This is a genomic window from Allokutzneria multivorans, from assembly GCF_039537405.1.
Classification (GTDB): domain Bacteria; phylum Actinomycetota; class Actinomycetes; order Mycobacteriales; family Pseudonocardiaceae; genus Allokutzneria; species Allokutzneria multivorans.
The window spans coordinates 63,067-75,339 of record NZ_BAABAL010000009.1 but is presented as its reverse complement, the minus strand read 5'-3'; the positions used below and the strand labels follow the sequence as shown (position 1 = coordinate 75,339).

At 71.0% G+C, this 12,273-nt stretch carries 10 protein-coding genes and 1 riboswitch; of the genes, 4 read left to right on the top strand and 6 right to left on the bottom strand.

Features of this window, described 5'->3' with window-relative positions; translation table 11 throughout:
* Positions 1–6: 6 nt before the first annotated feature.
* Entirely contained in the window at positions 7–1,269 is a 1,263-nt protein-coding gene (locus ABD798_RS15265) for a cytochrome P450 (RefSeq protein WP_344875143.1), read from the bottom strand.
* 455 nt (positions 1,270–1,724) lie between these two features.
* On the opposite strand from ABD798_RS15265, the gene ABD798_RS15260 reads away from it, so the two are divergent.
* The 3 genes from ABD798_RS15260 to ABD798_RS15250 are packed head-to-tail and all read left to right on the top strand — an operon-like array spanning position 1,725 to position 5,256.
* Complete coding sequence (locus ABD798_RS15260; protein ID WP_344875141.1) at positions 1,725–3,005, top strand: AfsR/SARP family transcriptional regulator; 1,281 nt, start codon at positions 1,725–1,727, stop codon at positions 3,003–3,005.
* On the top strand, positions 3,002–4,666 hold the full coding sequence (locus tag ABD798_RS15255) for an AfsR/SARP family transcriptional regulator (protein ID WP_344875139.1): 1,665 nt from the start codon (positions 3,002–3,004) through the stop codon (positions 4,664–4,666). Before ABD798_RS15260 ends, ABD798_RS15255 begins: the two co-directional genes overlap by 4 nt.
* On the top strand, positions 4,663–5,256 hold the full coding sequence (locus tag ABD798_RS15250; RefSeq protein ID WP_344875137.1) for an AfsR/SARP family transcriptional regulator: 594 nt from the start codon (positions 4,663–4,665) through the stop codon (positions 5,254–5,256). The genes ABD798_RS15255 and ABD798_RS15250 overlap by 4 nt, the downstream gene beginning before the upstream one ends.
* A gap of 17 nt (positions 5,257–5,273) precedes the next feature.
* Here the strand turns inward: ABD798_RS15250 and ABD798_RS15245 are convergent, their stop codons facing one another.
* From ABD798_RS15245 to ABD798_RS15230, 4 genes are all read right to left on the bottom strand, one after another.
* Positions 5,274–6,641, bottom strand: coding sequence for a basic secretory protein-like protein (locus tag ABD798_RS15245; protein WP_344875135.1), 1,368 nt, complete (start codon positions 6,639–6,641; stop codon positions 5,274–5,276).
* Positions 6,642–6,725: 84 nt separating this feature from the next.
* On the bottom strand, positions 6,726–7,775 hold the full coding sequence (locus ABD798_RS15240; protein ID WP_344875133.1) for an NlpC/P60 family protein: 1,050 nt from the start codon (positions 7,773–7,775) through the stop codon (positions 6,726–6,728).
* A gap of 13 nt (positions 7,776–7,788) precedes the next feature.
* Positions 7,789–7,929: riboswitch (cyclic di-AMP (ydaO/yuaA leader) on the bottom strand.
* Between the two features lie 158 nt (positions 7,930–8,087).
* On the bottom strand, positions 8,088–8,321 hold the full coding sequence (locus tag ABD798_RS15235; protein WP_344875131.1) for a hypothetical protein: 234 nt from the start codon (positions 8,319–8,321) through the stop codon (positions 8,088–8,090).
* A 79-nt stretch (positions 8,322–8,400) separates the two neighbouring features.
* A complete protein-coding gene (locus ABD798_RS15230) occupies positions 8,401–9,729 on the bottom strand; it encodes an NYN domain-containing protein (protein WP_344875766.1) in 1,329 nt (442 codons plus the stop codon).
* Positions 9,730–9,879: 150 nt separating this feature from the next.
* On the opposite strand from ABD798_RS15230, the gene ABD798_RS15225 reads away from it, so the two are divergent.
* Complete coding sequence (locus ABD798_RS15225) at positions 9,880–11,625, top strand: DEDD exonuclease domain-containing protein (RefSeq protein WP_344875129.1); 1,746 nt, start codon at positions 9,880–9,882, stop codon at positions 11,623–11,625.
* Between the two features lie 358 nt (positions 11,626–11,983).
* On the opposite strand, the gene ABD798_RS15220 is transcribed toward ABD798_RS15225, so the two are convergent.
* Positions 11,984–12,265: an Lrp/AsnC family transcriptional regulator gene (locus ABD798_RS15220; RefSeq protein WP_344875127.1), complete on the bottom strand. Its 282-nt coding sequence runs from the start codon at positions 12,263–12,265 to the stop codon at positions 11,984–11,986.
* Positions 12,266–12,273 lie beyond the last annotated feature (8 nt).

Genomic DNA, 12,273 nt, shown 5'->3' with positions numbered 1-12,273 from the left:
GCCTCGCTACAGCCGGACCGGCAGCGCGACCGGGGTGCGGAAGAGGTAGTCCGGGTCGTAGTCGGCCTCCGGCCCGGGCAACGCGAGCCGCATGTGCGGGAAGCGTTCCCGCAGCACGCTCAGCGCTTCACCGATCTCCAGCCGGGAGACCTCGCGGCCGATGCACAGGTGCGGTCCCGCGCCGAAGGTCAGCGGCTTGGGTTCCTGCCGCTGCGCCCGGTCGAGCCGGATCCGGTGCGGCTCCTGGAAGTGCTCGGGATCGCGGTTGGCCGCGCCGAGCATCACCAGGATCTGCCCGCCCGCCGGGATCTCGGAGTCCCCGAGCCGCACGGCGTCCTTCGCCTTGCGCTTCCAGCCGGTGAGCCCGGTCTCCACGCGCATCAGCTCGTTGGCTAGCGCGGGCACGATCTCCTTGTCCTGCAAGGCGTCCCAGTGCTCGCGCCCGCCGTCGGACAGCAGGTAGCGCATCGCGTTCAGCAGCGTTCCGTAGGTCGTGGAGTACCCGGCGGCCATGATGTTCATCAGCACGGCGGCCGCGCGCTTCTCCGGAAGTCCTTGGCGCAGAAGGTGACTGGCCATGTCCTCGGCCGGAGTCCGCACCCGCTCGGCGACCAGGCGCCTGCACGCGCGCGACAGGTCGCTGAGCCCGCGCACGCCCGAGACCTGGCCAGGACGGTCGAGCACGCGGCCCAGCAGCGAGGTCTGACCGTCGCTCCACGAGCGCACGCGCTCCTCGTCGGACTCGGCGAAGCCGACGATCTCGCTGATGATCCCGGCCGACAACGGGCGCGCGAAGACCGCCGCGAAATCGACGATCCCACCGTCCACAGAGGACTTCTCGACGTCGTCGGCAACCGCGGCGACCCGGCGCCGGATCAGCTCGCCGAAGCTCTCCTCGTTGACGGCGGGGCTCAGCGAGAGGCCGCCGGGCGGGGCGAAGACCGCGCGCCGCACGGCTTCGTGCGCGGCGCCGTTGGAGTTCGCGGTCGCCTTCGGGACGCCGACGAGGTGCACCAGGCTGGAGTACGTCCCCGGATTGGCGGCGAAGCGCGCCATGGGGGTGAGCGGGTCCAGGGTGTTGGCGTTGGTGACCCCGGGATCGGCGCCCTTGAGGATGTTCTCGACGAACTCGTAGCGCCACACCGGGTGCAGGCCCGAGTCCGCGTCGCGGAACGTGCCGAGCCCGGAGGCGTGCAGCCGGTCGTACAGCGCCGCGAGCGCTCCGGGGGCGTGGGCCCCGGGGTCGGTCAGCGGCAGTCGCCAGGTCATGCGGCCCCCAAGTGCGTCGCGGAAGTGCGGCGGAGGCTAACACTGGCAAATGCCCGAACGAAATGCTTCAGGTACCGCCGAAAGTAGTAATGAGGGTGACCCGCGCCTGGTTCCCCCCTGGCGCGGATCACCCTCGTCTCCCTCGTGACCGCGGTGTCCAGCACCGGTTCATGGCTACCGGTGCTCGTCCCCGGATCACCGCCTCCCCGCGCACGGGCCGTCGACGCGAAGCGGCGGGTTCACCGGGCAGTCCAGGCTGGGGGACCTGGGAAAGCCCGGTGAGGGAAATCCTGGGGTGAGGGTCATTGGATGGCCCGCACCGAGTCCCCCCGGCTCCTGTGCGGGCCATCCCTCCCCCACGAACAGAAGCTTGTCAGCCGGTTCTGTCGTATCGCTGACGCCGGACCGACGCGGCCTAGGATCGCTGCGGGCCGTCGTGGTGGGGGAGGACGAACGTGCAGACGATCTTCCGGGTCCTCGGACCGATGGAGATCGCCCGGGACGGGGAGCCGGTGGCGCTGCGCCCGGCCAAGCAGCGCGCGCTGCTGGCCGTGCTGCTGTTGCGGGCCAACGTGGTGGTGCCGGTGGCCACGCTGGTGGACTGCCTCTGGGAGGACGTCCCGCCCGCCGGGGCCAAGGGCGCCGTGCAGGCGTACGTGATGCGGATGCGGCAATCCATCGGTGACCACGGCGCGAGCTTGGTCAAGACACGCCCGGACGGCTACGTGCTGGAGACCGCCGCCGAGAACGTGGACCTGCACCGGTTCCACATCCTCGTGACCCGCGCCCACACCTCGCGCGAGGCGACGGAGCGGGCCGCGACGCTGCGCGAGGCGGTCGGGCTGTGGCGCGGCCCGCTGCTCGACGACGTCGGTGGCGCCGCGCTGCGCGAGCGCATTCCGGACATCCCGATCCACTCCGAGGCGCGGTTGCAGGCGATGGAGCAGTGCTTCGACGCCGAACTCCAGCTCGGCGGGCACGAGGAACTGCTCGACGAACTGCACTCCATGACCGCCGAACACCCGCTCAGGGAACGGTTCTGGGGCCAGCTGATGATCGCCCTCTACCGCGCGCACCGGCAGCAGGCCGCGCTCGCCGCCTACGACGAGGTGTCCCGGCGGCTCGCCGACGAGCTCGGCATCGACACCGGCGCCGAGATCCGCGCGCTGCGCGACCGCATCCGAGACGGCGACTTTCCCCTTGCGCCCCAACCTCCTCGCGCCTCCGCGGTGGTGCCGTCGCAGCTGCCCGCCGACCCCGGAGAGCTGCCCGGGCGGGCGGAGCTGGTCGAGGAGATCACCGAGCTGCTCGTGAACCCCGAGGAACGGCCGACCGTGCCGCTCGTGGTGCTGACCGGCAGCCCGGACGGCGGTCGGGCGCAGCTGGCCGCGCGGATCGCTCACCAGGCTCGCCCAGCCTTCCCCGGCGGCCAGCTGCACGCCACGCTTCGCCAGGGCATCGACACCGCGAGCGTCCTGGTGGGTTTCCTGCACGCGCTCGGCGTCCGCGAGGAGCAGGTGCCGCCCGAGCCCGAGGAGCGCACCGCGCTCTACCGCTCCCTGCTCGCCACGCGCCGCGTTCTGGTGATGCTGGACTCCGTGGCCGACCCCGACCAGGTCCGGCCCCTTCTGCCGGGCGACTCCGGCTGCGCGATGCTCGTGACCAGCGAGAACGACCTCCGAGGACTGACCGCTCTGCACAGCGCGCGTCAGTTCCGCGTGGCCCCGCCGCGATGATCGAGGAGCTGGAGTTCCGCGTCCTCGGACGCCTCACGGTCACGCGTGGCGGCGAGGAGGTGGCCATCCGCGCGACCAAGCACCGGGTGCTGCTGGCCTGCCTGCTCGTCTCGCCGAACACGGTGGTCCCGGTGCGGCGGCTGATCGACCGGATCTGGGACGGCGCGCCGCCGGAGGACGCGCGGGCGGTGGTGCACACCTACGTCAGCAGGCTGCGCGCCACTCTCGGCCGCACCGGGCTGATCGAGACCGTTCCCGAGGGCTACCGCATCCACGTCGAGGCACAGCGGCTCGACCTGACGCGGTTCCGCGCGCTGGTGCGCGACAGCGCCGCGGAGAACGATCTTGCGACCTCGATCTCCTTGCTGCGCAAAGCTCTTGGCGAGTGGACCGGCCTCCCGCTGTCCGATGTGGAGTCCGAGGAGCTGCACCGCGTCGAGGTCGCGCGGCTCGACGCCGAGTGGAGCGCCGCCAACGAGAAGGTCGTCGACTTCATGATCAGGTCCGGGCGGCACGGCGAGGTGCTGCCCCTGCTGCGCTACCTGGTCGACGAGAGCCCTCTGGACGAACGGCTGCGCGGCCAGCTGATGATTTCCTTGTACCGCGACAGCAACCAGGCCGAAGCGGTGTCGTCCTACCACGACCTGCGCGAACGGCTCGGCGGAGAACCAGGCCCGGCACTGCGCGGACTGTACCGGGGGATTCTGCGCGCCGAGCCCTCGCTGCTCGCCCCGGCCGCTCCCGACCCGGAGACCTGGTGGCCCGCGTGCCAGCTCCCCTCGGCCTCCGGTGATCTCGTCGGGCGCGCGTCGGAGCTGGCCACGCTCACCACGGACTTGGCTGGCTCGACAGCGCTGGTCACCGGCCCGCCCGGCATCGGAAAGACCGCGCTCGCGATCCACGCCGCGCACGGCGTCAAGGCCGCTTTCCCCGATGGCCAGCTGTACGCCGACCTCACGCGAGAACGCGCACTCCCCCGGTTCCTGCGCGCGCTCGGCATGCTGCCCGGGGAGATGCCCGCTGAGAAGGCGTGGCACTCGGCGAGGTATCGCGGTCTGCTCGCCGGACGACGCGTGCTGATCGTGCTGGACAACGCGACCAGCATCGACCAGGTCCTGCCGGTGCTGCCGATGTCGCCCGGCTGCGCCGTCATCGTGACGAGCCGCTACGAGCTTCGCGGGCTGACCGCGTGCCGCGTCCGGCTCGGTCAGCTCTCCACCGCCTCCTCCCAGGAGTTGGTGGATTCGGTGCTGCGCCGCCGCGAGCGCTCCACCGCGATGAGCGAGCTGATCGAGCTGTGCGACGGTTTCCCCTTGGCGCTGCGCATCGCCGCCTCGAACGCGGACGATGAGTCCTATGTGGACAGACTTCGCGCCGACCTGTCCGCGCTGAGCGTCCCCGGCGATGAGGCGGCCGACCTGCCCGCAGTGTTCTCCCCGTCTTATGAAGCACTGTCCCCTGATGCGCGCCACGTGCTGAACACCTTGGCAAATGCCCACTTCAGCGACTTCCGCGCTGAGCAGGTCGCCGCCCTCGTCCGAACCCCGGTTGCCCCCGCACTGGACCAGCTCTGTGACGCGAACCTGCTCCAGCGCACCGCCGCCGATCGCTTCCGACTGACCTCCCTGGTGCGCCGGTACGCGCTAGCGTTCGGTAGGTGAGTGGGGGAATCGAGTTCCGCATCCTGGGCCCGTTCGACATCACCCGCGGAGGTGAGCCCGTGCGGGTGGCTGCCACGAAACACCGGGTGCTGCTGGCGCGCTTGCTCGCCGACGCGAACCAGGTCGTTCCGGTCGCCAGGCTCGTCGAGTGCTTGTGGGACAACGACCCGCCCGCGACCGCGCGCGCCGTCGTGCACACCTACGTCAGCAGGTTGCGGCACGCCCTCGGCTCGGCCGAGCTGATCGAGACGCTGCCCAACGGCTACCGCGCCGTCGTCCGGGAGGACCAGCTCGACCTGCTCCGGTTCCGCTCGCTGGTCCGGCTCAGCCGCCAGGCGGGCGATCCCGTCGCCGAGTCCGCGCTGCTGCGCGAGGCCTCAGACCTGTGGCGAGGTCCGGCGCTCGCGACCGTGCCGTCCGACGCGCTGCTCACGGAAGCCGCCCGGCTCGACACCGAGGAGGTGGCCGCCGCCGACCGCCTCGTGCCGCAGCTGCGCGCGATGGTGGCGCGTCGGCCATTCAGTGAGCGCCCGCTCGGGCGATCTTCGAGGAGCTCGGCATCCCGGACGCCGAGGACATGGCGCGGCTGATCGAGGAGAACCGGTGATCAGCCGAAGGTCTTGCGGAGGAACTGGCCCCAGCCTCGGATGATCTCGGCGCGGTCGGTGTCGAGGACGTCGCGCAGGACGCCGTCGACCACGCCGTCGGGGACGCGGCCGACCCCGGCGAGGCGGCGGTAGAGCTCGACGACCTTGGCTTCGCCGTACTGCTGCGACAGGAAGAGCATCGTGGTCCACGCCGTCTGGTAGGCGAGGTCGAGGCGGCTGCCGCCCGCGCGGAAGTCAGCGTCGGAGGGCAGGGCGAGCGGCGGGCCGGAGATGCGCAGCTGCTTGGCGAGGTCGGGAGCGGCCTCGCGCGGGGAGATGCCGCTGTCGCGATACCCGACGTAGTCAGCGAAGCCTTCCAAAAGCCACATGGGAGCGCCGTCGACGGTGTCGGAGCGGGCGGCGATGTGGGTGATCTCGTGACGCAGGACCACGCGCAGCGAACTGGCGGACAGGCGGGATGCGGTTCGCGGATTGAAGACCACGCGAGCGCCTTCGACGATGTCGCTGTCGTGGTCGACACGATCGGCGACGGCGACGGCGGCGATGGCGTCAACGGCGAACTCGGTGCCGACCATGGCCTGGAGCTCGGCGGTGGTCTCGGGCAGCATCACCGCGACGCGTTGGGTCCACTGCTGGCCCCACACCTCGGAAACCGCGCGGATCGCCGCGTCGAGTTCACCAGCGACGCGGTTGGCGAGCGCCTGGTTGCCGCCGTGGCTGAGGACGATCCCGAACTCGGTCTTGTCGACCCGGCAGTTCCCGAAGTCCCACGGGCCGCGCCACGTCTTGCGCCCGCGATCGGCCAGCGCGGTGTCGGAAGTGAGGTACCAGTCGTTGCCGCGCCTGGCGAAGAGGTAACCCATGGGGCGGCTGGTCGCGGCGCGGTCGACGCCGTCGAAGGCGTAGCTCAGCTCGACGCGCGGCGCCCACAGCTCATCGGGCGGGCGCTCACCGAAGAGGGAGTCCAGCTCGGTGAGCGAGTCGGTGGAGTCGATCCGGTAGCGCCACTCGCGCAGCGGGACTCCGCGCAGATTGGCGAAGACCGCCTGCTGCGTCGCGAGGAACTTCGGGTCGGCGAGCGGGTCCAGGGTGCCCATGAACGCGGCGAGGTCGCGGCTCTGCACCGCGTCGGCCCGCCGCCGGAGCAGGTCGGTGACCGAGGAGATCCGGCTGCGCCCCAGTTCCACCGAGGGCTCGACTGCGGGCTCCGGCGGGGCTGGGCGGGCGTTGGGGTCCAGCGAGGGCGCGGCCTGCTCGGCGGGCACGACGGGATCGGCCGCGGGCAGGGACACCACCGCCAGCCCTGCGAGGAGGACGGCGGCGACCGCCGCGGCCAACCAGTTCCGATAGCGGCCCTGCCAGCTCACCCTCGAATCGTAGGGCCACACACACGTCGAGGCCGGTAGCCCACTAGGGGGACCGGCCTCGAGGTGTTGCTCACAAGCTGTGGATCAGCCCATCCGGCGAACGCCGGAGAGCCCGCTCTGCACCTTGTCGAACTTCAACGGCTGACCGGTCGTCGACGCGTGAAACTGCATGCCGTTGCCAGCGTAGATGGCCACGTGGTGGACCCTGTTGCCGAAGAAGAGCAGGTCGCCCGGCCGCCAAGCGTCCCGGTTGTTCATCGGGACGGCCGCGCCGACCCTGGCCTGCGCGGCGCTGGAACGGGGCAACTTGACGCCGACCTTCGCGAACGCCCAAGACGTCAGGCCGGAGCAGTCGTAGGAGTCCGGCCCCTCGGCACCCCACACGTAGGGCTTGCCCTTCTGGGTCACTGCGATCTTCAGTGCCGCCGCGCCGATGCCACCGTCCGGCAGGTTGGACAGGTCGATGTCCAGACCGGCGTCCTGGAGCTTCTTCTTCTCGGCGGAGCTCAGGCGGTCCAGCGCCTGCTTGGCCTTCTCCTGCTTCTGGGCCGCTTCCTTCTTGCGGTTCTCCAGATCGCCCTTGATCCGGGCGGACTCGGCGGCGGCGGCCGCGGCCTTCGCCTTGGCCTCGTCGGCCAGGCGGGCGGCGGTCTTGGCCTGGTTGATCGTCGCGTTGAGCTTGTCCAGCGAGTCCTTGCTCTCGCTCGTGATCAGATCGACCATCGAGAGCTTGTCGAGGAACTCGTTCGGGGACCGGCTCAGCAGCAGGGCGCTGATGTGGTTGACCCGGGTGCCCTGGAAGTTGGAGCTGGCCAGCTGGTCGACGCGACCGCGCAGCTCGCCCTCCTGCTTCTTGGCGAGCTCACCCGCAGCATTGGCCTTGGTCAGCTCTTCGTTGGCCTTGGTGACCTCGCCTTCCTTGGCCTTGAGGTCGTCGTTGGCCTTGTGCAGCTCCTCGGTGAGCTTCTCGGCTTCCTCACTGAGGGCCTTGAGCTGCTTGAGCGCCTCGGAGGCGTTCGCCGGAGTGTCCGGGTCGGCGACAGCCGGGGCCACCGGGACCATGCTCACGGCCACTGCGACAGCACCGGCGGCTAGTGCTCCGCGCATGGTGCGCTTCAGTCGGTTCGACGCCACGTCGACGCATTGCTCCTTCGTGCTCCGACCGCCTACCGAGTTAGCTGACGGGTTCGGGCCGGAAGCTGCCCTACCGGCCCGCAGGCCGGATTCACCCCAACTCACTGGGTCCCCGGTTCGGCTCCCCGACAGGCCGATTCGGCGGTGATCACGCGGAGTCGCCCGGTGTGGACGACTGCCCGCCGCGAAATCTCGGCTAGGTTACGAAACGTGAGACCTCGCGTCCACCGGCGTCAACGAGAAAGTCGTGAAAACGCGCACAAGGCATCGTTCGGCGTAGCGACGGCTGCGCCTGGTGACCGGTTGCGCTGATCAGCCCACCTGACGCCTTGCCCGTTCGGCGTCATCGGCCGACCGCTCGGCCGCGCGGGTCCGCAGGGGTTCGAGCGGGATCAGCCGCAGTACCGGCAGCTCGACCGCGGACGGCGCCATCACCTGCGGTTCAGGCCCCTCGACGAGCTCCGGCGGCACGCCGATCAGGACCGCGAGGACGCAGTCGTGACAGCCGGGGCCGCGCCGTGGGCACCCGTCGCAATCGATGATCACGCCGTCGACCTCCGTTCGATCATATGTTCGAACGGAAGCTTAGGGTTCCGCGGCGAACTTGTCTAAAGAGAGCTGCGTCTCACACCCGTCCGAGGCGCGCGATCAACACGGCAGAAGGAACGGGATGCGCCCCGCGCCGCCGCACGGAGTCGGCCACGGCACGGTCGGACGTGGCGACCACGACCGGTCTACCTTCGGGTTCAGCCGTAACCAGAGCGCGAATCACGTCGTCGGCGAGCACACCGGGGTCACTGAACAGGACTCGCACTCCGCGCGGCGGAGCTTGAGGCACGGCAACGACTCCAGCTCCGTCGAACACGACGGTGACCTCAGCGCCGGTGCGCGCGGCGAGCGCGGCGAGCTGCTGGTTGAGCCGGTCACGCTGCCCGGAGAGCGTGAGGTCCGGGTAGCCGGTCTTGGTGACGTTGTAGCCGTCCACGACCATGTGGACGCTCGGCAGCGCGAGCAGGCGGTCCAGCGCGGCGGGGTCCTCGACGCGGCCCACGGTGCCGTGCGCGGTCGTCGCGCCGCGCACCATGTCCGCCGGGCGTGGTCCACTGCCACCGAGCGCGAGTTCCCTGCGCAGTCCGGTCACCGCTCCGGCGAGCGTGTCCACCAGAAGCTCCAGGCGGACCTCGTCGGCCTGGCGGGCTTCCCTCGCGGACTGACGCGCGATCTCCGCGTCCTCCTTCGCCCGCGCGGCGCGGTTGCGCTCCAGTTCCGCACGCTCGCGCTCACGGTCCCGCGTGGCGCGCAACGTCTGCGTCTCCGCCTCGAACTCGGCGCGACTGCGCTGGAGTTCCTCCGCCGCTGCCGCTGCTTCGTCCCGGGCCTGCTTGAGCCGGACTCCCTGTTCGCGCAGTCGCTTGCGGAGCTTCTCCAGCTCCGCCTCGCGATCAGTGCTGACCTGGTGCGCCGCGCCCTTGGCGATGTCGAGCTCGGCGTGCAGCTTCTCCGCCTCAGCGGCGAGCTTGTCCGCCTTGGTGATCGCCGCGTCGCGGTCGGCGCGCAGGTGCGCGTCCTCGGTGCGGCGCGCGACCAGCTCGATGTACAGCTGCGCGGTGTCGGCCTCGACCAGCACGGCGGCGGCACCAGATGCCACCGCGTCGGCGGGGTTCAGGTCCAGCACGGAGGGCCGGTGTTCGCGGCACCACTCCACGACCGCCGTGCGGAACGCCTGGTTGTCGCGGAGCGCGGCCAGCAGCGGGCCCGCGCCGAGGCGTGCGCGCTTGGCGGGGGCGAACTTCGCGACGGCGCGCAGCGTCTGCGGGATGTCGACCCTGGACAGCGTGCCGAGCGCCTCGGCCGCAAGTTCGGCGAGGCGCGCGCGGATCGGATCGGGGATCCCGCTCCAGTCCGGGACCTCCTCGGTGCCAGCCTGGTCCGCGACTTCCGGCTGACCGTCCATCGTGGACTGCCGGTCGTCCGGATCAGGCTGTTCGCCGCCGGAGGGCTGTTCTTGGGCTGACACCGTCCCAGGCTACGGCCTGCCGCCGCGCCGACGCAGCTGGCTTCCCGGCCGTCGTGTTGTCAGACCCCTGCTCTAGCTTCACCGGCGATGACGATCACGGCGCCGGGTGACTCTGGTGACTCCTCGGGTGCCCAGCTCTCCTTCGACGAGCTGGGCACCCCGTTGCGCGACACCACCTTCGTCGTCGTGGACCTGGAGACCACCGGCGGCAGCGCGGCCGAGGACGCGATCACCGAGATCGGCGCGGTGAAGGTCAGGGGCGGTCAGGTCATCGGCGAGTTCGCCACGCTGGTCGACCCGGAGCGCGGCATTCCGCCGAACATCGTCGCGCTGACCGGCATCACCCAGGCGATGGTCATGGAGGCGCCGCGACTGGTCAGCGTGCTGCCCGCGTTCCTGGAGTTCGCGGGCTCGGCCGTGCTGGTCGCGCACAACGCCGGCTTCGACATGGGATTCCTGCGTGCGGCGGCTGAACGTCACGGTCACGTGTGGCCCAAGCGCACCGTGCTGTGCACCGTGAAGCTCGCCCGGCGGGTGCTGTCCCGGGAGGAGGCGCCGAGCTGCCGCCTGTCGGCGCTGGCCGAACTGTTCGGTGCTGCGACGACTCCGACGCACCGAGCGCTCGACGACGCCCGCGCGACCGTGGAGGTGCTGCACGCGCTGCTGGAGCGGGTCGGCTCGCTGGGCGTGCAGTCGCTGGAGGAGCTGCTCGGCTACCTGCCGGACGTGTCCCCCGCGCAGCGCAGGAAGCGCGAGCTGGCGAAGGACCTGCCGAGCGCTCCAGGGGTCTACCTGTTCCGGGGCCCGCGCGAGGAAGTGCTCTACGTCGGCACGGCGAGCGATCTCCGGCGGCGGGTCCGGCAGTACTTCACCGCGAGCGAGAACCGGCGTCGGGTGCGCGAGATGGTCGGCATCGCCGAGCGCGTCGACGTCGTCGTCTGCTCGCACTCGCTGGAGGCGGAGGTGCGCGAGTTGCGGCTGCTCGCGGCGCACCGGCCGAGGTACAACCGCCGCTCCACCAACCCGCACCGGCGCTGGTGGGTGGCGTTGACCGACGAGCCCTTCCCGCGCCTGTCCATCGTGTCCACGCCGAAGCCCGGCGCGTTCGGCCCCTTCGGCTCGCACGGCGCGGCCACCGAGGCGGTGGAGGCGTTGCAGGACGCGCTGCCCGTTCGCCGCTGCACACAACGGATTTCGGCTCGCTCCCCGAAGGGCGTGCCGTGCGCGCTCGCCGACCTGGGGCGATGCGCGGCCCCGTGCGCCGGTCGGCAGAGCGTCGAGGACTACGCCCCGGCCGTGCACGAGGTGCGGCGGTTGTTCACCGGGGATTCCGTTGAGGCGCTGGACATCCTCGCCGGACAGCTCGACCGGCACGCGATGGCCGAGCGCTTCGAGAAGGCCAGCGCCGAGCGAGACCGACTGATCGGCTTGATCAGGGCGTTGGACCGGGGACAGCGGCTCGCCACCCTGGCCGCGCTCGCCGAGGTGGTGGCCGCGCGGCCCGACGGCACCGGCGGGTGGGACTTCGCCGTGGTCCGGCACGGGCGGCTCGCGTCCGCCGGGTCCGCGCGGCGCGGAGTGCGGCCGATGCCCGTGGTCGACCAGATCGTCGCGGCGGCCGAGACCGTGCTGCCCGACGACGGTCCGCTGCGCGGCGCCTCAGCCGACGAGGTGTCCGTGGTGCTCCGCTGGCTGGACCGCCCCGGCACGCGCTTGGTCCACTGCGACGTTCCGTGGGCCGAGCCCGCGCGCGCCGCCGCTTCCTGGCGCCCGTGGGTCGCCCGCGCCGAAGCAGGACGCGTCGCCCACACCCCACCCTCCGAACGCCGGTGAACCAGACGTAACCAACGCCACATTGGTTACAACCCCGGCCGCCCCGAACGACCCGTTCAGTGCGTCTGACGCACCAAACGACCCGTTCAGGGAGTTGAGTGCACTAAACGACCCGTTCAGCGCGCTCAACGCACCAAACGGGGCGTTGGGGTGCGGGGGAAGGCGTTCTGGGAGAACGTGCGGGACGGCCGCGGTCACGACAGGCGCCGCGCTCCGCGTCGCGTGCTGAACGAGTCATTCGCGTGCTCCACCAAAGCCCTGAATGACTCATTGAGGTACTTGAGCGTCCTCAATGAGTCATTCAGGGCACTCAACGCAGCGAACGGGGCATTGGTGGAGCGCGGAGTGCGGGTGGGCGTCAGTCGTCGAGGCCGATGCTGAAGGCGGCCTCGGTGTCCCGCTTGGAGTAGGAGCGGAAGGCGATGTGGGTGTCGGTGTTGAGCACGCCCTCGACCTTGCCGATGCGGCTGGGCACCAGGTCGGCGAGGTCCTCGTGCGAGGGCACCTTGACCAGGGCGATCAGGTCGACGTCGCCCGCGCAGGAGTAGACCTCGGTGACGCCGTCGATCTCGGCGATCTCCTGGGCGATCTCCGGGATGGCGCCTGCCTCGGCCTGGATCAGCACGATGGCGTTGATCACGTTGAGCT